Origin of the sequence: Streptomyces sp. 2-1, assembly GCF_048564895.1 — a bacterium.
GTDB lineage: Bacteria > Actinomycetota > Actinomycetes > Streptomycetales > Streptomycetaceae > Streptomyces > Streptomyces phaeochromogenes.
This window is the reverse complement of sequence record NZ_CP183383.1, coordinates 959346-980971: the sequence shown is the minus strand read 5'-3', so window position 1 is coordinate 980971 and position 21626 is coordinate 959346. Positions and strand designations below refer to the sequence as shown.

Annotated in this window: 12 protein-coding genes and 1 pseudogene; 5 read left to right on the top strand and 8 right to left on the bottom strand. The window is 70.8% G+C overall.

Annotation, left to right across the window (positions count from 1 at the left end):
• Positions 1-129 precede the first annotated feature (129 nt).
• A complete protein-coding gene (locus tag ACN20J_RS04470) occupies positions 130-654 on the top strand; it encodes a pep a2 (protein ID WP_190231338.1) in 525 nt (174 codons plus the stop codon).
• 108 nt (positions 655-762) lie between these two features.
• Here the strand turns inward: ACN20J_RS04470 and ACN20J_RS04465 are convergent, their stop codons facing one another.
• The 6 genes and pseudogenes from ACN20J_RS04465 to ACN20J_RS04440 all read right to left on the bottom strand — a co-directional run bounded on the left by ACN20J_RS04465 (position 763) and on the right by ACN20J_RS04440 (position 13951).
• Positions 763-4602 carry a helix-turn-helix domain-containing protein gene (locus ACN20J_RS04465; RefSeq protein ID WP_419665287.1) on the bottom strand — a complete coding sequence of 1280 codons (3840 nt, stop codon included), beginning with the start codon at positions 4600-4602 and terminating at the stop codon, positions 763-765.
• A 331-nt stretch (positions 4603-4933) separates the two neighbouring features.
• Positions 4934-7948: a glycosyl hydrolase gene (locus ACN20J_RS04460; protein ID WP_419665286.1), complete on the bottom strand. Its 3015-nt coding sequence runs from the start codon at positions 7946-7948 to the stop codon at positions 4934-4936.
• Positions 7949-8128: 180 nt separating this feature from the next.
• A complete protein-coding gene (locus ACN20J_RS04455) occupies positions 8129-8743 on the bottom strand; it encodes a hypothetical protein (protein ID WP_361914901.1) in 615 nt (204 codons plus the stop codon).
• A 62-nt stretch (positions 8744-8805) separates the two neighbouring features.
• Positions 8806-10671 (bottom strand): AMP-dependent synthetase/ligase, encoded by a 1866-nt coding sequence (locus tag ACN20J_RS04450; RefSeq protein WP_246575539.1) that lies wholly within the window; start codon positions 10669-10671, stop codon positions 8806-8808.
• Between the two features lie 188 nt (positions 10672-10859).
• A pseudogene (locus tag ACN20J_RS04445) lies at positions 10860-11699 on the bottom strand (ThuA domain-containing protein); the annotation flags it as partial.
• A gap of 41 nt (positions 11700-11740) precedes the next feature.
• Positions 11741-13951, bottom strand: a complete 2211-nt coding sequence (locus ACN20J_RS04440) for an RICIN domain-containing protein (RefSeq protein WP_419665285.1) — start codon at positions 13949-13951, stop codon at positions 11741-11743.
• Between the two features lie 387 nt (positions 13952-14338).
• Between ACN20J_RS04440 and ACN20J_RS04435 the strand changes: the two genes are divergently transcribed.
• On the top strand, positions 14339-15223 hold the full coding sequence (locus ACN20J_RS04435; protein WP_419665284.1) for an alpha/beta fold hydrolase: 885 nt from the start codon (positions 14339-14341) through the stop codon (positions 15221-15223).
• A gap of 7 nt (positions 15224-15230) precedes the next feature.
• Here ACN20J_RS04435 and ACN20J_RS04430 read toward each other — a convergent pair whose 3' ends face one another.
• Entirely contained in the window at positions 15231-16025 is a 795-nt protein-coding gene (locus ACN20J_RS04430) for an NPP1 family protein (protein ID WP_189841724.1), read from the bottom strand.
• A 185-nt stretch (positions 16026-16210) separates the two neighbouring features.
• Between ACN20J_RS04430 and ACN20J_RS04425 the strand changes: the two genes are divergently transcribed.
• Together ACN20J_RS04425 and ACN20J_RS04420 are read left to right on the top strand one after the other, a co-directional pair.
• Entirely contained in the window at positions 16211-17944 is a 1734-nt protein-coding gene (locus ACN20J_RS04425; RefSeq protein WP_419665283.1) for a phospholipid carrier-dependent glycosyltransferase, read from the top strand.
• Positions 17945-18031: 87 nt separating this feature from the next.
• Positions 18032-18946 carry an endonuclease/exonuclease/phosphatase family protein gene (locus ACN20J_RS04420; protein ID WP_419665282.1) on the top strand — a complete coding sequence of 305 codons (915 nt, stop codon included), beginning with the start codon at positions 18032-18034 and terminating at the stop codon, positions 18944-18946.
• Here ACN20J_RS04420 and ACN20J_RS04415 read toward each other — a convergent pair.
• The gene (locus tag ACN20J_RS04415; RefSeq protein ID WP_419665281.1) at positions 18916-20664 is read right to left on the bottom strand and encodes an acyltransferase; all 1749 of its coding nucleotides are present in this window, start codon (positions 20662-20664) and stop codon (positions 18916-18918) included. The genes ACN20J_RS04420 and ACN20J_RS04415 overlap by 31 nt on opposite strands.
• 202 nt (positions 20665-20866) lie before the next feature.
• Between ACN20J_RS04415 and ACN20J_RS04410 the strand changes: the two genes are divergently transcribed.
• The gene (locus tag ACN20J_RS04410) at positions 20867-21511 is read left to right on the top strand and encodes a DUF6629 family protein (RefSeq protein WP_419668831.1); all 645 of its coding nucleotides are present in this window, start codon (positions 20867-20869) and stop codon (positions 21509-21511) included.
• The last annotated feature ends 115 nt before the right edge of the window (positions 21512-21626 follow it).

The window sequence follows — 21626 nt, the reverse complement described above, 5'->3', positions numbered from 1 at the left end:
GCACGAATGGAGTACCGATCCCACTCTGGGACTGACTCAGGAGCGATCACTGCTCACGCTTCGTGTTCGGGGCTCGGCCCGCAGGGGGCGAGGAGGAGCAAGAGCTTCGCCGGTGAGGAGCCAACGACGATGAAGACCGTAGTGCCCTGCTACTACCACCTCGACGTGGAAGTCAGTCCGGAGCGGGTCGACCAGGTAAGGCGCATTCTGGCCGCCCATCTCCGGTACTGGAACCTTGAGAACCTCGTCGAGCCCGTCTGTCACTGCGCCGATGTGCTGCTCCGCTCGATCGGGGAGCACGCGGCCGACAAGAACACCACGATCGAGATGTGGTGGAACGGCCAGCACCTCATCACCGCCGTCGCCGACACCGACGGCGGGTTCCACCCGGAGTCCGCCACGCCCGGCTGTCTGGCCCGCATCGCCGCGCTGAGCGACGGATGGGGCTGTTGCGGCACGGACACCGGCGGAAAGATCGTCTGGTTCTCGCGCCGGGCCCGAGCCATCGAGCGCGCCCCGTTGGTCCCGGCCGGCCCCGCGCCCAGTCTGCGCGAGGCGCGGCGGACGCCCCGCGAGATGCCCGTACCTGCGATGGCGTTCTCCACGCCCGTGGGCTCGATCGAGGACGAGGTCGTCGCGGCGGCCTCCGGGTAGGCCCTGTGGATCCATCCGGTCTCCGGGGAGAACGCCGCACCGGCCCGCAACCGCTCAGGCGGTCGCGGGCCGGTGGCGTTCCTCGCCGGGGGCGCCCCGACGGTCCGTCTAGCCACTCGGGCAACTCCGTCTGTAGGCCACGCCCTGGACGTAACGGTCCCAGTCCTCCCGCGACAGCCCGGTGGTCACGCGACGGCAGACGGTCCCCGCCGCACGGTCCGGGGTGATCTCGTACGTCTGCAAGGGGGCGTGGTCCCCGGCGGCGTAGAGGGTGCCGCTGTCGGTGCCGAACGCCAGTGCGCGGACAGTGTCGCCCGGTGTGACGAGTGCGGATCCGATCCGTCGGCGGGAGGAGACGTCCCAGAGTTGGAGGGTGCCCTCGTCGCCCGCGACGGCGAGGGTGCGGCCGTCGGGGGAGAAGGTCAGGGCCGACACGTACTGGTAGGTGGTCGTGTCCGGGTCGGCGAGGACACCGAGCCGTCGGCCGAGGCGCCCGTCCCAGAGGACGACCCGGCCGGAGCCGTCACCGACGGCCAGATGATCACCGTCCGGGCTGAACGCCAGAGCCGTGGACCTGCCGGGGCTTCTGACTGACGGCAGCCGGGTGCCCGCGGGCATGCGATAGGCCTGGCCGCGCTCGGTGACGAGCAGGTCGCCGTCGGGATGTGAGGTCACCGCGCCGACGGAGCCGGGGAGCGTGCCGGTCGTGGTCCGGCGGCGCAGGTCCCAGATGCGGGTGGTCTCGGGTACGGACCCGGGCAGCGGGGAGAGGAGCAGCGACCGGTCGTCGGCGCCGAAGGCGATGTCGGTCAGGGCGCCCATGCCCAGCGCGTCGCTGTCCAGGGTGGTGGTGACGCGTCGCCGCGGGATGTCGTAGAGGGACAGCTGCGTCGCCGTGGGCGCCGACTCGTAGTTCACCACGCCGTACGCGAGCGTCCTGCCGGTGGAATCGAAGGCGAGGAGGGCGTCGCAGCTGGGGAACAGCACATCCTTCGAGGGGGGTCGGCACGGTATCCGCGGAGGTTCGGCCAGCAGTCGTCCCGTACGTCCGTCGACCAGGCGGAACCGAAGGTACGTCCCGTCCTTGGTCGGGCGGGCCGTGGCGAGCGTCCTGCCGTCAGGGCCGAACTCGACGGCCAGGGCGGGGGACTGATCCCAGCGGGTGTTCACCGCGCTGCCCACGTTCAGTGTGTGGACGGCGGGTCCCCATGAGCCCTCCGGGCCGCCGAGGTACCGGACGATGCCCGCCTCCGTGTCGATCCGGATCTCCTGGACGGTCTCGCCGGCCAGCTGGTGCCGTACGACCGGGAAGTCGGGTGAGTCCGTCCGCCAGACCAGGATCTCCTCGCCGTCCGACGCCACCAAGAAGGCGCCGTCCGCGCTGAGTTGAGCGACCTTCAGGCCGGGGTACGCGACAGCGGGCAGCTCCTTGCCCGATGCGACCTCCCACGCCCGGAATCCGGTGGTGTCGATCAGCCCCAGATACCGGCCGTCGGGTGTGAACTCGATCCGTTCCTTGACGCACTGCTCGATGGTCGCCCTGGGCAGCCAGGGCGCGGGAAGGCGGCGCTTCTCGGTGACATCCCACAACTCGAAGCGCTCACCCGGGACGCACAGGGCCAGCAGACGGTCGTCCGCGCTGACCGCGGCATCCGTGAAGGCGGGGTCGTCCGTCAGGGCCGTACCTCGGCCGTCCTTCCGCTGCCGGTTCATGTGGGCCGTGAGTCTCGCCCACTCGATCTGGGCGCCGGTCGCCCCGTCCGTCTTCGGGTCAGTGTCGCGCGTGATCTCCAGGAGCTTCCGCCGGGACCGGGCGTCCCACAGCTGCACCCGGCGCTCGGATCGCTCGGCGTGGTAGACGAGGAGGCTGCGACCGCTCGGCCCCATCTCGACACCGCCGTCGGCGACCGCCAGCGGCGTCCCATCCCGGCGCCCCGTGGCGAGGTTCCGCAGCGCGGCCCTTCCCTTGTCGAACTCGGGGATCCATGACGCGTCCGCCCGGATGAACCCCACGTCCTTCGCGGCCCCGCCGAGCCCGGGCCAGGTGGCCGTACGCCGTCCTGTCCCCACGTCCCACCGGGTCACCCGATCGGTGCCGACGCTGAGGAGCGTGCGGCCGTCGGCGCTGAGATGCCGCATGGTCTCGTCGGTGCCGTCGGGATCGGTGAACACGTCCTGGTTCCGCTGCGCCGCTGCGCCGAGCAGCGCGGAGCGTGTCTCGGGAAGGTCGGCGACACGCCACGCGGCGAGGCTCAGCCGCATCGCCGTGACCGGGTCGGACAGGCGCAGACTCTCCGCGACTCCGACGAGCCGACGGGCCTCCGCCTCGATCCGCCGCCGTTCGCCCGACTGGTTCTGCTGCCAGGCGACGAGCGCCGCGACAAGGCTGAGCACGACGAGGACGGACAGGATGACCGTACGGGTCCTGCGGCCTCGCTGCTCGCCCCGGCGGGCGTCGAGGCCGGCGTCGAGGAACTCCCGTTCCAGCGGGGTGAGATCGTCCGTGGCGCCGAACTGCTCCTCGGTGGTGGACAGCCGTACGCCCCGGTAGAGGGAGCCCGCGTCCCGTCCGAGGTCGTGCCAGGTGGCCGCCGCCTCGGTGAGCCGGTGCTGGGACCTGAGCCGCTCGCGGTCCTCGTCGATCCAGGTGCGCAGCCGGGGCCATGCGGTGAGCACGGCCTCGTGGGCGAGGTCGACGGTGTCCTCGTCGAGCGTGATGAGACGGGCGCGGGCGAGCCGTTCGAGTACGACATCCGTGTCGGCGTCCGTGCCGCCGCCCAGCGCGGTGAGCTCCGTGCGCCGGGTCGGACGGCGCGTGTCCCCGGTCCCCTGACCCGGGCTCACCAGGCGGAGCAGGATGCGACGGGCGGTGTCGGCCTGCCCGCCCCTGAGGCTCTCGTAGAGTTCCTCGGCGGTGCGGGCGATCGCCCCGTGGATGCCTCCCGCCGCGTCGTACGCGGCCTCGCCCAGCGCTCTGCCCCGGCGTCTGCGCCAGGTTTCCAGCAGGGCGTGCGACATGAGGGGCAGGCCACCGGGCTCGTCCTGGACCTCGGCGACGATCCGCGAGGTCAGCGTCCGCTCGACGATCAGACCCCCGAGCGCGGCCGGTTTCACGATCGTCTCGCGCAGCTCCTCCGTACTCATGGGAGCCACCAGGAGCGTCGCCTCCTGTGCGGCCTGCGCGAGCCGGCGGTACCGGGCGCAGTGGCCGTAGAAGTCGGCGCGGACCGCGACGACGACGCGGCTGCCGTGATCGGGTCGGACGGCGGTGAACAGCAGGTCGAGGAAGCCTTTTCGCTCGGCGGGATCGGCGCAGAGGGTGAAGAGTTCCTCGAACTGGTCGACCACGATGACGGTCCCGGGGCGGGTGTTGCCCGGATCCAGGACGTCGGCGTGGGTGCGCGCCGGGTGCGGTCCCGGGGTGAGGATCCGGATCGTCGCGGGCCGGACGCGCGGCGGGTCGCTCTTCTGGAGGCGCGGGATGAGGCCGGCGCGCAGCAGTGAGGACTTGCCGCTGCCGGACGGGCCCGTCAGGACGACGAAGTCCTTCTCCCGGACCAGGTCGACGAGTTGGCCGACGAGGTGGTCCCGGCCGAAGAAGCGTTCGCTGTCGCTCGCCTCGAAGCGGGTCAGACCGGGGTAGGGAGCCTCCGCGTCGTCGTCGGCCGCGCGGCTCTCCTCGGCCGTGTCCTGGGCGGCCTGGTGCCACCGTCGCTCCCACTCGTCGCGGTCCCCGCCGCACGCCTCGGCATAGGCGAGGGCCACCGGCAGCGAGGCGAGCCGCTCCCCGGCCGCCGCGTGCGCGAGCGTGGCCGCTGAGTAGTGCGCCTGCCTGGCCATCGCGCGGTAGGTGATCCCGCCCGCCTCCCGGCGCAACTTCCGCAGCTCGTAAGCGAATTGCGCGACAGGTCCGTCGGCCGGGTCCAGTGGCCGCTCACGACGTCCCATCGCATCCCCCGTCGCTGTGTGCACCGTTCGCCCCGCACGCTACGAATCCTGGCGGCGGTGGGGAAAGGGGCATGGCGAGAACGCACCACTCGCGCCGGGAAATTGTCTGAAGTGGCGACAGGGGACTGCCGGACAATGGCCCGAACCTGAAGGCTGAGGTCATGGCGGGCCGGTGCGACCGACGTGGGCGTACGGGGGAGCACGGGGGAACAACGGGGGAACGTTCCGCGGTGCCGGCCCGCCGACACCGGACGGGGGACAGTGCCGGACGAGTGGGGTTCCGGAGGCCGGGGCAGGGGGAGCCCGGCCTCCGGAACACCACGGCGAGCTTCTAGCGAGTGGGCGTGCCGACGCGGGCTTCTCCGTACGGCACGAGGCGTACCGGCCCCATCAGCCCGTACGCCTGCCGTGCCAGACCGCCGTACACCCCGGGATCGCTGACCCGCAGCCGGTTGGCGAGCGGGGTCGCCACCTCGACCTCGATGACGTTCTGCCCGCGGCGGAGCAGGCCACCGAAGTCCACCACCGGGTGGATCTGGTCGACCGGGTCGAGGCGGTGGCCGTTGACGGTGACGCGGCAGGTGTCGGTGACGGCGCCCAGTTCGAGGCGTGCGCCGCGGCCGCCCGTCCAGGCGTCCCCGAGCGTGACCGTGGTGCGGTAGCGGCCGATGCCCGAGACGTCGGCCAGTTCCGGTATCTGCGACCAGGGCACCAGGGCGTCCAGGGTCAGGTCGTGCTCGACGACGGTGGTTCCGGCGGCCGTGGCGCCGGGCCGCCAGTCCTGTACGCGCAGGCGCCAGGAGGTGAGTTCCGTCGGCTCGGGCACGTCCTTGAGGGACGTACGCACCGTGCGTCCGTGGGACAGATCGGTCCGGTACGTGCCCGCCGTCGTGGCGCGGACGGTGAGCCCGGCGTCCGTGAAGCGCACCTCTTCGGCCTCGCTGGCGACCGCGTGCGGGCGGCCGCCGTTGCGGTCGCCGAAGAGGCCGGGGCGGCCGATCGCCACGACGAGGGTCTCCGCGGGCTGCAGGGCGACCCGCACGGTGACCGTGTCGCCGTCCTCCGTGTACCGGGCGATGCGCTCGGCTCCGCCGGTCCACGGGTCCAGCAGATACGGCACCCCCTTGGCCGTCGTGCGACGCAGGGTGACCTCGTGGTCCATGGCGGCCACCGGCGGCTTCACGGTCTCGGCGTGCTTGCCGTTGCAGAGGTAGTAGTAGTCGACGCCGTCGGCCACCCGGTGGGCGTTGAGGAGAGTGGAGGCGGACGCGTACCCGACGTCGGGCCTTACGCCGAGCTCGGTGAGCGCGGCCGGTACCGCGGTCTTGTCGGTGACGCGACGGACCCGCGGCTGGGTGAGCAACTCCGCGACCACCGCACGCAGTTCGTCGGTCTCGCCGCTGTCGGGGACGCCGGACGGCACGACGGTGTCCCACGCCCCGAGCAGCACGATCGGCAGTCCGGCGCGGGTGAGCCGCAGCAGGGCCCGGGCGTCCCGCAGGGCAAGGGTCACCGTGGAGCCGTAGAAGAAGTCACCCTCGACGAACAGTGCCTTGTAGGCCGGGCCGTCGGGTGCGAGCCGTCCCCTGCGCACAGTGGCGGCCGGCAGGTCGAGCAGCGGGCCGCTGAGGAACTGATGGGTCCAGCCCATGGTGATGCCCGTGGCGGTGAACCAGGAGGCGCCGATGCCGGTGGCGGTGTAGCCGGTCTGCCGGAACACCGCCACATCGGCTCTCGGCCGGCCGGTCTGCAGCACCTGGTGGACCCGCCCCAGGTAGCCGGAGACGTCCGGCACGTGCTTCCAGGTCGGATGGCGGGGTCCCCAGGACTCGCCGTAGCCGACCGTGCCCCTGTACGGGGTGAAGGCCGCGTATCCCGGCCAGTTGACGCCCGGCAGCTCGGCGTAGGAGAAGCCGTGCACGACGGTCTGGTTGACGCCGGCCGCGTAGGCGCCGCCCATGGTGCGCAGGAACCGCTGCCAGGTGGTGCTGTAGGCGCTGCCGGAGTAGGCGCCCGCCTCGCACGAGAGCACGGTGTGCCCGGCCATGTCACGGCCGCCGGCCAGACAGCGGTAGTCGTCGAGGTTCTTGAAGCCCAGGGACTCGCCCTCGGCGATGTCCAGGATCGCGGCCGAGGCGATGGCGTCGGTCTGCAACCCGTACGGCTGGGAACGCAGTTGGAGGCCCAGCGAGTGGGCCCAGGTGCTCAGCGCCCCGACGTGGTGCCTGTTGAAGAGAGTGGAGACCGTCTCCCAGAAGTCGTGCCGGATCTGTCGGGTGGCGGCGGCCTCGAAGGCGAAGACCTGGTTGCTGTTGTCGAGGATCACGGCGGGCAGCAGCGGCAGCAGGGAACGGCCGGTGTGTTCCTGGAACGCGTCGGGCAGGCCGGGCGTCCACTGGAGCCCGTCGGTCTCCAGCTCGATGGAGTCCTCGAAGAGCGCGCCGCCGGAGACCTTGAGCAGGCGGCGGATCGCCGGGGTGAGGAGGTGGGCCTCCCAGAAGTCGGTCACCGCTCGGGTGCCGGCCGCGCTGAAGTGGTCGACGACGTAGGAGGGCGGGTCGGTGTGCGGGCCGGCCTCCGGTGTCTGGCCGGAGCCGCGCACCCAGTACGCGATCAGGACCCAGGTGCCGTCGTCGGGCGCGGTCCAGCCGATCGTGCCGTCGGAGACGGCGGCGGTGAGGTCGCGGACCGAGTCCTGGTCGAGGCCGGTCTCCTTGCGGGTGGAGTTCGCGGTGTTCACCCGCGCCGCCTGCACCAGGAGCAGCCGTTGCCCGGTGACGCCGGACGCCGCCTCGTGGACGGGCTCGGGGACCGGGCCGGAGTAGGCGGTACCAGGGGCCAACGTGACGGCCCCGTGGGCGAGTTCCTTGACCGCGGCCTCGCTGTCGGGGGTGATGCCGGGTACCGCCGCGGGCCACGCGGGGCCGACGGTGAGATCGATGGTGAGGCCGCGTCGGGCCGCCTGGCTCAGTGCGGCCTCGACACCGGCGACCCAGGAGGGGCTGCCCCAGCCGTGGCGCTCGGTGTCCAGCACCGACGGGTCGGCGACGCTGTGGTGCACGGCGGCTATCTCGGCGCCGCCGAAGCCCGCGTCGGCGATCTGGTCGATCTCCCGTCTGATCTCGTCGGGCCGCACCAGGCCGTCGGGCCACCACCAGCGGAACTTCGGCCGCACCGCGCGGCCCGGCTCGGCGAAGCCCGAGGAGGCCCCGGTGGCGGAGGCGGCCGCGGCGCTCCCGGGTCCCGCCCAGGTGAGCGCACCCGCCGCTGCCGTCGTGGCAGCGGCGGCGGCGAGCAGCGTACGGCGTGGAATGCCCGGCCGGTGAACTGCGGTGAGGTCGTCCATGGTTCCTGTCACTCCCGGAGGGCAGCACGAAGAGACCCCCTGAGGGGCCTGGTGGGTTGAATCGTTTTAATCGCTGCGAAAGTAAGTCTCTCGATCAAGAGGCGTCAAGAAGCGTGCACGACGCAAATTCCTGAGGAGAGCCGGCCGGGCGGTGAGGCTGTCGTTGGTGACCCCGTGGATCTACCGGCGGGTCTCCTCCACCTCGCCGAAGCCGTCCGTCCGGCTCCAGCGCAGCCGGGTCAGCCACTCGGTGGACGAGCGGGTGAACGTCAGGCGCTCGGCGCCGTCCGACGCCTCGACCTTCGCCCAGCCGTCGAAGCTCTCCTTGAGCTTCGTGTCCCACTTCGACAGGTTCTTGGTGCCGACCGCGGCGATCGACTCCATCGGCGGTTCACCGTCGGAGCAGTAGGGACCCCAGTTCGCGATGGCCGCGACCGTACCGCCGTCGAACGCCTTGAGGATGATGCTCTGGCACGGATCGGACTTGGTCGCGTACACCAGGCGGGGCTTGCTCCAGGCCCCGCCCGCGGTGTCCTGGTGCTGCTCCATGAGCCCGCGCTTCGCCGCGTAGTACATGCCCACGCGACGCCCGTCGGCCCACTCGATCTCCTCGACGAAGCGGGCGTGCGACGGCGAGGGGCGGGTGCTGGGGGAGGTGGGCGAGGCCTGGGTGGTGTCGGAGCCGGGCGAGGCGTCCCCGGCACCCGCTTCCGTGCTCCCACAGGCCACGACGGCCGCCAGCAATGCCGTCACCCCGGCCAACGCCGGCAGCCGGACCCCGTGTACTCGTCGCATATCTGTCTCCCGGACCCGACCACGTCAGGCGTCGTACGAATGTCTTCAGGTGAACACGAAGCTCACCTGAAGACATTGTCCGCGTCGTCCCAGCTGTAGGGATCACCGGCCGAGAGACTACGGGGGACTCGCGAGGACGATTGGTACATGGCCTCGATCTCGGCGGCGTAGCGGTCCGCGATGGCGTCCCTGCGCAGCTTCATCGAGGGGGTGAGCATGCCGTTGGCCTGGTCGAACGCTTCGGGGAGCACGCGGTACACGCGGATAGACTCCGAGCGCGACACGGTGCTGTTGGCCGCGGCGACGGCACGCTTGACCTCTTCGCGCAGGGCGTTCTCCTCGCGCATCTCGCGGTCGTGCACCTCGCCCGGAATGGCGAGGACCGAGCGCCAGTGCGCCAGGAAGTCCGGATCGAGGGTGATCAGCGCTCCCACACAGGGCCGGTTGTCGCCCACGACGACCGCCTGATGGATGAGCGGATGGACCCGCAGCCGCTCTTCGAGAGCCGCGGGAGCCACGCTCTTGCCGCTGCTCGTGATGACGATGTCCTTCTTGCGCCCGGTGATGCTGAGATAGCCCTCACTGTCGATCCGGCCGATGTCGCCGGTGGACAGCCAGCCGTTGTACAGCGCGGCCCGGGTGCTCGCCTCGTCGTTGATGTAGCCCTGGAAGACCGAGGGTCCCCGCACCAGGATCTCCCCGTCCTCGGCGACGTGGACCTCCATGTCGGGCAGGGGGCGTCCGACGGTTCCGAACTTCTCCCGGCCCACCGGCTGAGCCGTAATTCCTCCGCTGGTTTCCGTGAGCCCGTATCCGTCGTGGACGAAAATCCCGATTCCCGAGTAGAAGAGGGCGAGTTCACGGTTGAGGGGCGAGCCGCCCGACACCGCGCCGCGGACTCTTCCGCCCAGCCCCGCACGCAGCTTTCGGTACACCGTTTTCTCGTAGAGGGCGTGTTGCAGCCGCAGATCGAAACCGGGGCCCGGACCCGTTCCCAGCCGCTGCCGCTCGGAGGCCGCGGCGAAATCCTGCGCCGTGCGGACCGCGCGCTCGAACAGGGCGCCGCGGCCCGCCTCCTGAGCCTTGCGCAGGAAATTCTTGTAGATCTTCTCGAAGACGGACGGGACGGCGTAGAGGAACGTGGGCCGGAAGGACAGGAGGGCGGCGGACAGCGTCTCCGGGCGCAGATCGGGCACGTGCCCCATCAGCATCCCGCCGCGCATGCACAGCCCCTGGATCATGAGGCCGTACACGTGCGAGAACGGCAGGAAGGCGAGGATGGCCGGCTGCTGTCCTGGAGGTGCCACCGTGTGGCCCCAGCCGGCGAGCAGGGTGTCGCAGGAACTCGCCAGGCTGCGATGGCTCAGGGCGCATCCCTTGGGAGGTCCCGTCGTGCCCGAGGTGTAGGCGATGACCGCGGTCGAGTCGGGCAGCACGATCCGGCGCATCGACTCGACGGTGGTGACGGGTACCGAACGGCCCTGCTCCATCAGGTCGGTGAGGGCTCCGGAGTCCAGCTGCCAGACGTGCTGCAGGGCCGGCAGCGAGGCGCACACGGAGCCGACCGTCATGATGCCCTGCTCGTCCTCCACCACGACGGCGACACAGCCGGCGTCCTTGAGGATCCAGCCGACCTGCTCGTGCGACGACGTCGGGTAGATCGGCACGATCTCGGCGCCCACCGACCAGAGCGCGTAGCTGAGCACGGTCCACTCGTAGCGGGTGCGCGCCATGACGGCCACGCGGTGGCCCGGGAAGATTCCGGCGGCGATGAAGCCCCGTGCCACGTCCACGACTTCGTCCCGCAGCTCCACCGCGGCCACCGGTTCCCAGGCCCCCGGAGCGGCGTCCGAACGACGGGCCAGTTGGGACAGGGTGGGATCGCGTTCAGCCGTCTCGAAGAGACTGTCCGCGAGCCCTCCCTGCATCAATGGCCGAGCCGGTCTGACTACTTCCAAGGGGTGCATGTGCCGCTCCAGAAATTCCGCGCAGAGCGCCCCTCCGATGAAGTCCGGAATCGAGGCGTTCGAAATCTAGCCCACGGCGGCGGTGGGTGGAGCACGAACCGTCGAACGCCTGGCTTGATGTCCTTTCGGGAAAGAGCGGTTCAGGTGGTGCCGAGCCACTTCAGCCCGTCGAGCAGAAAGCGGTTCTGGGTCGCACTCGCGAACGTGGAGGACAGCGGGGTGTTGGAGGCGTAGTCCATCGCGTTGTGGCCGAAGTTTGCATACAGCATGCGGTACTTCGCGTTCGTCCACAGGATCGGGTAGTACCCGCTGTACCAGGTCTGGTTGGGATCCGTGCCCAGCGGGAAACTGCTCGCGTCGACCGACGCAAGGATCTTGATGTCCGGATTCCGCCGTAGGTCGTTGGACCAGCTGTACCACTCGCTGACCGACGAGGTGAACGTGGCGGGCAGGTTCCTGGTCGAGGCGTGCGTGCGGTCCTCGGTCCGCAGGACGGCGGTCGTCGGACCCCAGGTGTTGGACCTGAAGTTCCCGCTGCCGAGGAACTGCTGGTGGTACCAGGGCCAGTTCTGCGCCGCGGTCGTGAACGCCGAGACATGGAAGCCCAGCCAGCCGCCGCCCCCGCGCATGTACCGCTCGAAGCCCGCGCGCTGGTTGGCGGTCTGCGGCAGTTCGTCGAGGAACAGCACGACCTGGTACGCGTTCACGCCCCCGTTGGCCAGGAGGTTCCAGTCGGTGCTCGACGTGTAGGTGAAGCCGTTCTCGGCGGCCCGGGCCGGGAACCACTGGTTGGCCTCGCGGACGAAGCTGATGTGCGCGGCGTCCCACGTACCGCTGTAGAGGGCGAGCACCTTGAACGGGGCCGCCGTGGAGGCCGCCTGGGCAGGCGGCGCGGCGAGGCCCAGCAGAGTCGCGAGCAGTACGAGGACTCGTAGGGCGAGGACCCGCGGAGTGACGCGCGCCGGACCGGAGGATCTGATTCCGAGCATGGAACGTTCCTTCCTTTTCACGATCACAGGCCTTTTCACGATCACGGGTGGCTGACGAGGTTGGCGACGTTGGTGGCGGAGTTCGACGGGCCACCGCGGTCGTTGATGACGTGCCGGATCGTTCCGGTGCCGCCGAGCGAGACGGTGACCATGCTGCGGAAGCGCACGTTGGCGTTGTTGGGCGCCTCGATGGCGTGCTCCGCGGTGACGCCCGGGTTCACGTTGAAGTAGCAGTAGCTGCCGAAGCCGTACACCTGGTGGCTGGTCACTGAGTTCGCGACCTTGTAGGCGGCGTAGCCCTGGGTGGAGCCGTTCATCCAGGCCGCCTGGTTGGGCGGGTCGTACGGCATCTCGTTCTGGTAGAAGTACGTCCGCCCGCCGTTGCCGTTCCAGATCGTCTGGTGCTTCTGGTAGTGCTCGACGAACAGGCCGTACATGGTGACGTCGTCGCCGTTGACCACGAGCCCGGTGTCGGCGGTGTTGGTGTTCCAGCCGACGCCGCTGCCGTGGTCGGCGCGCCAGATCCACAGGTGGTCGCCGATGACGTCGTCGCTGTTGATCGTGAGGCTGGTGGTGGCCTTGCCCACGGCCGCGCCGCCGACGCGGAAGAACACGTCGTGCAGGGAGCTCGGGTTGGCGCCGTGGTCCGCGGAGGAGCCGCTCGGCCCCATCTCGAGGAGCTGCGCCGAGTTGGTCGTTCCGGCGTCGACGAGGATCCCGGCGAGCTTGACGCCGTCCACGTCGGCGACCGTCATCGCGGTGATGCCGTTGTCCGGGATGAGCGTCGCGAGGCCCAGACCGAGCACGACGGTGTCGGGGCGGGTCACCCTGAGGGTCTGGTTCAGGTGGTAGACGCCAGGGGTGACCAGCAGGTTCTTGCCCTGGGCGAGCGCCTCGTTCAGCTGGGCCGCCGTCGCGCCCGGCTTGACGACGAAGAAGTCCGACAGGGGCAGCGAGGCGCCCGCGGGTGCGCCGGACGCCCAGGTGGTGCCGCGCGAGTTGGTGCGTACGGAGGGCACGAACACCTTGTAGGCGCCGGCCGTGTCGACGTACAGGAAGGGCTTCTCACGGGAGACGGGCGTCTGGTCGACCGTCGTGTACGGGGGGTTGGGGAAGGTGGTCGCCGGGGCGTTCTGCGCGCCGACGAAGACCATGTTCCAGTTCGAGCCCGTCCAGCCGGCCCACTCGGTGTTGCGTGACAGCCACTGCTGCTGCGAGCCCGACCTGACCTGTCCGTCGATCTTCGTGTCGGCCATGTAGCCGCCGCTCGACCAGCCGCCGTCGTCGAGCTGGAGGTTGCCGCGAAGATGCATCCGCCGGTACGGGGCCGCCTGCGAGACGGCCCAGCGGTCGGTGCCGGAGGTCGGCGTCACGGACAGGTTCTCCGCGGAGCGCCAGAAGTTCTGGGTGGCGTTGCCCTGGAACCAGTCGGCCTCGGCGTGCACCGCGCCGCGGATCGTGACGTCGTCGGGGGAGAGACCGAGGCCTGCGACCTGGGTGTAGAAGCCGACGTTGGCGTCCGCGTTGTACGTTCCGGGCTTGAAGAGGAAGGCTTTGCGGGCCGTGCCGAACTGGTTGGTCTCCTGCTGCGCGAAGGCCGCGTTGAGGCTGCTCTGGACGGTGGCGGCCGGGGTGGACGGGTCGAAGACGGTCACGTTCGGGCCGAAGTCCGGTGTCCCGGGCGGCTGTTGGACGTCGACCGGGTTGACGTGGAAGGACTGGGCGGCCGAGCCGTTGCAGGTCCACTGCTGGAGCTGGGTGCCGTCGGCGGTCGAGGCGCTCGGCACGTCGAGGCACTTGCCGCTGTGCCGGTTCACGAAGTGATAGGTCCCGGCGCTCTCCGCGACGGCCTGCCACTGCTGGTTCGCGCCGCCGCCGTACGTCCACAGGTGCACGGCCGCGCCGTCCGCGGCCGACACGTCGGCGACGTCCCAGGTCTTCGTGGCGTCGCCGCGGCTGTCGACGCGGACCCGCCCGTCGGAGGTGTCACGGAGCTGCCACTGCTGGGCCTGGCTGCTGTTGCACGCGTACTGCTGGACGGCGGTGCCGTTGGCGGTTCCGGCGGCGCGGGCGTCCACGCACTTGCCGCTGCCCGCGTTCACGACCGTGGCCCAGCCGGTGGGGAGGGCGGCGGCCTGAGCGGCTTCCGTGGGCGGGGCGGCGGCCACGGCGGTCGCGGCCGACGCCACCAGGGCGAGGGTGGCGAGGAGCGTGGGTATCCGACGGCCGGGTGATCTCTTCGATCTGAGCACGGATTCTCCTGAGCGAGTGGGGGGTTGAAGAATCGCTGTTCATGAATATGAACGATGAGCGCATGCGTGGGACCTCAGCGATCGGTGAACCTAAAGGTCTGAACCAAGCTCGTCAAGATCTGAAGCAAGGACAGCAAGAAATCGCCCCTCGCCCGAAAGGAGTTGAAGGCGGCGCACCCGGAGGAGCCACCGGAAGCTCGCTGAGAAGTCGCCGGCGAACAGCCGGGAGGGCGGCCGGGAAGGCGGCTGGGAGCGCGGCCGGGAGAGCGGCGGACTTTCCCGTCGCGGACAGGCGGTCCGCCGTGCCCGTCATTACGATGAGAGAGATCGTGGCGCCGCCCCGCGGGTCCGCGTGCGAGGGGGCCGACCGACGTCAGGAGGGCCGCCGTGAGCACGATCGCGGTGAAGTCCGCCCAGCTGAGGAACGGGCTGGTGCTCCCCTATGCCGAGGCGGGCTATCCGGACGGCCTTCCCGTGGTCTTCGTGCACGGCCTCGCGGACTCCTGGTGGACGTTCGAACCGCTGCTCCGGCAGCTCCCCGCCGCGGTGCACGGATACGCCCCCACGCAGCGGGGCCACGGCGACGCCGAACGGCCCCCGGACGGCTACCGGCCGGAGGACTTCGCGGGCGACCTGGTGGAATTCCTCGACGCGGCCGGAATCGGCCGGGCCGTCCTGGTCGGGGCGTCGAGCGGCGGGGTGGCCGCACGGATGGTGGCGGGCAGCCATCCCGACCGGGTGGCGGGCCTCGTCCTGGTGGGCGTCCCCGCGACACTCGCCGACAAGCCCGGCATCACAGCTCTGTGGGAGAAGGTCCAGGCACTCGAAGACCCCGTGCCGCGCGCCTTCGCGGAGGACCTGCTCGGCGACCTCGCGAACCGGCCGCTGGGCCGCGGACTCCTGGCGACGATGGCCGAGGAGAACCTCAAGGTGCCCGCACTTGTGTGGCAGGAGACCATGCGCGGCCTGCTGGAGGCGGACCTCGCCGCGACACTGCGGGGAATCCTCGTACCCACGCTCGTGATCTGGGGCGACGCGGACAGCGTGCTGCCGCGCGCCGACCAGCAGCGGATCCTCGACGCGATCCACGGCTCGGCCCTCGTCGTGTACGAGGGCGCCGGGCACCTTCTGTACTGGGAGGAGCCGGAACGGGTCGTCCAGGACGTCGTCGCCTTCGCCGCCCGGGTCCTGCCGGCCCGCCCCGACGGCGACGCTCCCGGCAGGGCCGGGAGGTCGCCGTCACAGGGCGACGGGGGCGGGCCTTCCGCGTGACGTCAGGTCAGGCGTTGGGGTCGAACGCGATCCCGGACGGCTTGGCCGAGGACAGGTGCGAGTTGAACGTGCTGTCCTTGATGCCGAGCGTGGCACTGCCGAAGTTGTACGAGGTCAGCGTGTCGCGCACGCCCGCGGGATAGCCGTTCCAGCCGACCAGCGGCGGGTACTGCCAGGTCCCCTTGTGGTTCTCCGGCGGCTCGTCGCCGGAGGTCGCGGCGCGGAAGCAGTGCGTGCTGATTCCGTCCTTGTGGTAGACGATCTTCGGGTGCGTCCCGTCCCAGCGGATCGCCGAGCGGTTGTGGACCGTGAACGAGCCGTGATTGGAGGTCGAGACGTACTCGGCCACGTTGTTCTGCACCCAGACCACGACGTGCTCCCAGTCGTGCCGGTGTCCGCCGAGGCTGCTGCCGGCCAGCGCCTGGTCCTTCTCGAAGTAGAGGGCGTACACGATCGCGCACCAGCCGTTGTTGCACTTGGAGCGCGAGTAGCCGTTGGTGTTGTCGAGGTCCGAGGCGTCACGGCACTGGCCGTTGAGGGCGCCGCTCGGGTTGAGGCCGCCGTTGACGACGCCGCCGGGGCCGATCGCGGGCGTCGAGTAGCAGCCGTCCGTGTCGTAGTCGTAGGCGGGCTGGAACGTCTGGTCCAGCCCGTCGGCGTTGGCGGGCAGTGCGCCGGGCGGGGCCGCCAGGGCCGTGGACGGGAAGACGAAGACCAGAGCGGCGGCGCCCGCGAGGACGCCGAGTGACCTCCGGCGCAGACGCCGGGATCCGGAAAGCTTCGATGCGGGACTGCCGTTCAAAGTGTCCTCCTGATCGGCCCTGCGCAGGCCAACGCCCTTTGTGACATGTGCAGTTCAGAGTCCCGGGTTTTCACTCGCGTGCCAAGAGGCCGCAGGCGTCACATTGGTTAAGGACGGCCCAACACTTGGGCCTCGCGTCGGAAAAGTGCGCCACGCAGGGTGGGGTTGATGGGAAGGTGGGCCCCATGAGCGCGCCGCGGACCGCCGGGCTCGACGGTGACGAGCACACCGCCCCCGACCTGCCCGCACCGAAGGCAACGGGCGGGTGGCCAGGCCGATTCGATGGACTCAAGCGCTTTCTGCGGCACCGGCGTTCGCTTTACGTGCTGGCCGTCGTCGCGCTCCTGGCCCAGATGACGGTCGCGATGGTCACCACGGCCGTCGAACAGACCCCGACCATCGACGAGCCCGTGTACGTGGCCACGGCCGAGGTCTACCTCAAGGAGCACAGCCTCCGTTACAACCCCGAACACCCGCCCCTGGGCAAGCTGATCATCGCCTCCGGGCTGGTGTTCACCGACGCGCACCTCGACTCCGATTTCGTCGGCAGCCAGATGGCCCTGGGACGCAGCGTGCTGTACGAGTCGGGCAACGATCCGGAGCGGCTCATGCTGTGGGCACGGCTCCCGGTGATCGTGCTGACGCTGCTGTTCGGGCTCGTGGTCCTCGCGTTCGCCCGCGATCTCACGGGTCCGGCGGGCGGGTTGGTGGCCCTCGCCCTGTACGCGTTCTCGCCGGACGTCATCGCGAACGGATCGCTGGCCACACTCGACGTCCCCGCGGCCGGCTTCCTGCTCACCTCCGTCTGGCTGCTGTGGCGGGCGCGGCAACGGCCCCACCTCTGCCTCCCGCTCGCCGGGGTGGCGCTGGGCGCGGCCGTGGCCACGAAGATGAGCATGCTCGCGGTGGTTCCGGTCCTGATGCTGCTGGCCGTCCTGTCGTTCTGGTACGCCCGCCGGACACCCGGGCTCGACACACGCGAACGGCTGCGGATCCTCGCGCAGGGCGCCGCGGTCGCCGTCGGCATGGCGCTCGTGGCGGTCGCCGTCGTGTGGGCCACCTACCTCGTCGTCGACCCCCGGCTGCGCTGGACCCAGCCCGAGAACGTGCCGGACATCCGCGGCATGCGCGGCCGTGTCGCCGCATGGCTGCCCTTCCCGGAGGCGTACCGGGACGGCATGCGCATCCAGTTCGGCTTCGAGTACGACATCTGGCAGGGCTTCCTGTTCGGCCGGCTGTACGAGGGCTCGCTCTGGTACTACCTGCCGGCCGCGCTCCTGGTGAAGACTCCGCTCGGCATGCTCGCCCTGTGGCTCGCCGGCGCCGTCGCGGTCCTGGCCATGCGTCGACTGCGGCCCGCGGCGCCGTACGTGCTCGTCCCCGCGGGCCTGCTGCTGGCCGTGTCCATGAACGGCGCCCGCGACCTGGGCGTCCGGTACGCCATCTTCGTACCGATGTTCGCGGCGGTCGCCGCCGCCGGAGTCACGCTCCTGCGCCGCCGGTGGGTGTACGGCGTGACGGCCGCGCTGGTGTGCTTCGTGGCCGTCAGTTCGCTGCGGACGTTTCCGTACTACCTGCCGTACTCCAACGAGGCGTTCGGCGGGCCCTCGAAGACCCATCTGCGGCTGCACGACTCGAACGTCGACTGGGGGCAGGACCTCGGCCGCCTCGCCGCTCGCCTCCACCGGGACCACCCGGGCGAGCGGGCGTGGCTCGTCTACAAGGGCGCGGGTGTGCCCGCGTACTACGGAATCAACTCGGCCAACCCGCTCAAAGCCCCGCTGGGCGAGGTGCACGGGCTGCTCGTCGTGTCCAACTCCTCGGCGGCCAAGGCCGACGGGCGGCTGGCCGCGCTGCTCGACACCAGCACACCCCTCGACGACGTCGGCCACTCGATCACGCTCTACCGGCGACGCTGAGCGCCCAACTGCCACGGGAGACTGGGCCATTCACATCTGGCACTGTGGTCCGGCCGGGTCACAGGTTGCGACGGTATCTTCGATGTCATGACAACGCGTCGTACGAGGAGACGCGGCCGGGCCAGAGCAATTGTGCTGGCCCTGTTGTGCGTTCTGGTGGCAATCCCCTCGGGAAGCGGTGCCACCCCCGACGCGGAAGCCGCACCGGACGTTGCCGCCCGACCGAAAGTCACCCAGGGCCACTACGTCGGCACCTTCAACATCTACGGAAACATCGGCCATCGAGGCGACGCCGGCGACTGGATCAAAGAAGAAGCCGACGCCATCAGAAACCTCAGGCGCGGCGGCATGGGCCGCTGGCTGTTCATCGGCCTCCAGGAGGTCTGCAAGGCCCAAGGCGAGCGATTCGCGCGGGAGTTGGGCCTGCGCAGCGCCTTCATCGACACCGGTACGGACTGCGCCGACGGCCAGCCGTACGGCAACGCCATCCTGTTCCACTCGGCCACGAAGATCCTGCCACCGGCCCTGCTGCCGAACCTGGACAACAGGGGCGGGGAGCGGGGAATCATCTGTGCCGTCGTACGAGCCGCCGGGAACCAGGGTCCCTCGGGACCCCAAGTCACCGCGTGCAGCACGCACTTGATCGTCGGTGTCACGAAGGACGGTGAACGGGAGGCCCAGGCCGCGTTCATCCGCCACGGCTGGAAACCGGACGGCACACACACGCTGGGTGCGGACGGCCCGCTCGTCATCGCCGGTGACCTGAACGCTCCGCCCGACGCACCGGAGTTGGACGTCATGTACGACGGCATCGAGGCGAGCGGCCCTCGTGAGTCCGGGCCGCCGTTCGCCTTTCCGACCTACGAGGACGGCCGCAAGCTCGACTACCTGTTCGTGTGGGGAGAGCGGGGCGCCGCACGCTGGGCCGACACAGGCACCCGCCCGACCGTCCACTCGGACCACGACTTCTACTACAGCGAGTTGTCGATGGGGATCGGCTGAGCAGGGATCCGAGAAACGGGTGAGCGGGCGGCCTCCGGGCGGTGGACGCCGCGCGGCCGGTAGTCCAGCCGGTCCGCCACACCCACCAGATCGGCCAGCAGCCAGATGATCGCCAGCCACATCTCGGTGCCCTGGAGACCCGGGTCCCGACCGGGACCCGCACCGCCCTCGCCCGGCGGGCCGAACCCGAAACCGGCCCCGTCCCGCCAGCGCTCCAGCGCCTGGGCCAGTTGTTCCCCGGCCCAGGCCCGCGACTCGGCCGCACGGTGGCGGGTCTGCTGCCCGGCCAGCCACAACGGATGCGCCACGTCCAGCACATTGCACGCGTTCTGACGGCCAGCCGCGAACCAGCGCGGATCACCGCCATGGTCCAGCACGGTGTCCACCACCCGTTCCGGATACGGCACTTGCAGCCCGAACTGCGCGAACGAGCCCCGCGTCAGCCGGTAGTAGCCGTTGACCAGTTGCAGTCGGCCCGCTGCGGGTGAGGCCGCCTCGCCCCACATCCCCGTCCAGGGATCCACCCGGGTGCCGAGCCAGCCGAACAGTGCCTCCAATGCGCCGGGCGCTGCCGCCTCGGCACCCAGCTCCAGGTTCCGGTGCGCGCCGGTCGCCCAGCAGTCGACCCACGCACCGGCCGACCACGCCCGGGTCCGCCACGGCAGCGAGTCCAGGCGCGCGACGAGCCGATCGGCCGTCATGCGCCGTACGACGTGGACCGGGTGGGCGAAATGGGAGCCCAGCAGGTCGAGCGCGTAGCCGACGGACAGCACGTGGTACTCCGCGGTGCCGTCGTCGATCCAGCCGTCCGACGCCGGGGCGGGCAGCACACCGGGATCGCCGTCCGAGGCGAGTTCGGGCACGAGTCCGCTGGTCGGGTCCTGCAGCGCGCGCAGCCGCTCGGCGTGTTCGGTGGCGGACAGTTGCGGCGGATGGGAGTGCAGGAGGAGATCGGCGATCTCGACGGCGTCGCAGTGCGCGCGGACGGTCTCGGGCGCTCCGGGCCGGTCGCTGTAGCGGCCGGTGTCCGCGTTCCAGCCACGGGCGAGGAGGTCGGCGGCCTGGCTCCGGGCCCGGTCCGCGAAACGGGCGACGGCGTCCCCCAGGGCGTCGGCCGTAACCGGGCCTGCGGAGGACGGGGACCCTTGACCACGGCGGTCCCGGAGCGGGCGGGCCGGGTTCCCCGCGGCGACCGTCCACGGCGGCAGATCCTTGGTCACGACGGCGCCCGCGCCCACCACACAGTGGTCCCCGATCGTCACCCCGTCGAGGACGACGACGTTCGAGCCGATCCACACGTCGTCGCCGACGGTGATGCCCTTGCTGGTGAGGGGCTGCCGGTGCACGGGCCGGTCGGGCGCGAATCCGTGGTTGAACCCGAGCAGGGAGCTGTGGGCACCGATCCGCACACCGTCCCCGAGGGCGACGCGGCCCCGCACGGTGGCGTACGGATTGACCGTGCAGTCGGCGCCGGCCGTCACTTCGCCGGTGACGTACGCGTGCCCGGCGATGCAGGAGTTCTCGCCCAGACGCAGGACGTCGGTGAACACCCCGGCGGCGGGGGAGACGTAGGTGCGCGGGCCGAGAGTCGCGCCGCCGGCCGTCAGCCGCTTCTGGAGGGCTGCCTGCGCGGCGCGCTGTTCGTCGGACGCACGACGGACGAAGTCCCAGGGGCAGTAGTCGAAGTAGGAGTCGTCCATCGAGCCTTCCGAGTTCATCGCAGTCGAGTCTAGAGAGCGCTTACTGCTCCCGGCAATCCCTCTGCCTCAGCCCCTGCCCACCGCCTCTACCGCTGGCCCTGTCGCCGGTCCTGCCGCCGGTCAGGGGCATGGCGGTCGTGTCAGCGCGGGCGTCGGCGGGCCGGGCCGTACGGTGGCCACCGCAAGGCCGGACCCGTGAGTCGAAACACCTGGTGGCGTGATGTGCTGGAGCGCGACGGCCGATCTCGTGGCGGGCTGCGGCATCGCCGCCGTCGGAGTCGCCTGTGTGGCGCGGACCCGCCGGGTCGGTGACCTTCCGCTGGCCGGGCTGCCGTTGCTGCTCGGGGCTCATCAGGTGGTCGAGTCCCTGGTCTGGCGGTCGGGGGGAGGCACCGGGCCCGCCACCGTGGCCTGGGCGGCGATGGCGCTTCCGCTGCTCGCGCTGTGGGTACCGGTGGCCGTTCTGTGCGCGACGCCGCCGGGTGCCCGCCACCGGCTGATCATCCCGCTCGCCGCCGGTCTCGCCACCGCGGCGACCCTCTCGTACAACCTCGCCACGCACTCGGTGACCGCCGACATCCGCGGCCACACCGTCGGATACGTCATCGATCTGCCTCGGGCCGAACTCCTCGTGGCGGGCTACCTGCTGGCCACGGTCGGCTCCCTGCTGCTCTCCGGCGACCGGGTGCTTGTGCTGCTGGGCGGCCTGGTCGCCGTCGGCGCGGTGGTCTGCTGGGCGCTGTGGGAGCTGGAGTTCGTCTCGACGTGGTGTGCGTTCGCGGCGTTGTGCTCGGTGGTGATGTACGGCTGGGTGCGCGGGCGGTCCGTGTCACCGGGCGTTCCCCGCGTGTCGGCCGAACGGTGACGGCGACCCGTGGCAGCGGTGGATATCGCCGGCGCGGGAGTTACATCGATGAGCGTGTCACCGGCCGATGAGTTTCGGCGCGGCGCACAGTCGGTACTGGCGCGGAGGCGGCGAG

What these genes read in the sequence shown, in the direction of transcription:
- ACN20J_RS04470 (WP_190231338.1), top strand. Translation starts at nt 130, where the DNA reads ATGAAGACCGTAGTGCCCTGCTACTACCACCTCGACGTGGAAGTCAGT.
- ACN20J_RS04465 (WP_419665287.1), bottom strand. Translation starts at nt 4,602, where the DNA reads ATGGGACGTCGTGAGCGGCCACTGGACCCGGCCGACGGACCTGTCGCG.
- ACN20J_RS04460 (WP_419665286.1), bottom strand. Translation starts at nt 7,948, where the DNA reads ATGGACGACCTCACCGCAGTTCACCGGCCGGGCATTCCACGCCGTACG.
- ACN20J_RS04455 (WP_361914901.1), bottom strand. Translation starts at nt 8,743, where the DNA reads ATGCGACGAGTACACGGGGTCCGGCTGCCGGCGTTGGCCGGGGTGACG.
- ACN20J_RS04450 (WP_246575539.1), bottom strand. Translation starts at nt 10,671, where the DNA reads ATGCAGGGAGGGCTCGCGGACAGTCTCTTCGAGACGGCTGAACGCGAT.
- ACN20J_RS04425 (WP_419665283.1), top strand. Translation starts at nt 16,211, where the DNA reads ATGAGCGCGCCGCGGACCGCCGGGCTCGACGGTGACGAGCACACCGCC.
- ACN20J_RS04420 (WP_419665282.1), top strand. Translation starts at nt 18,032, where the DNA reads ATGACAACGCGTCGTACGAGGAGACGCGGCCGGGCCAGAGCAATTGTG.
- ACN20J_RS04415 (WP_419665281.1), bottom strand. Translation starts at nt 20,664, where the DNA reads ATGAACTCGGAAGGCTCGATGGACGACTCCTACTTCGACTACTGCCCC.
- ACN20J_RS04410 (WP_419668831.1), top strand. Translation starts at nt 20,867, where the DNA reads ATGTGCTGGAGCGCGACGGCCGATCTCGTGGCGGGCTGCGGCATCGCC.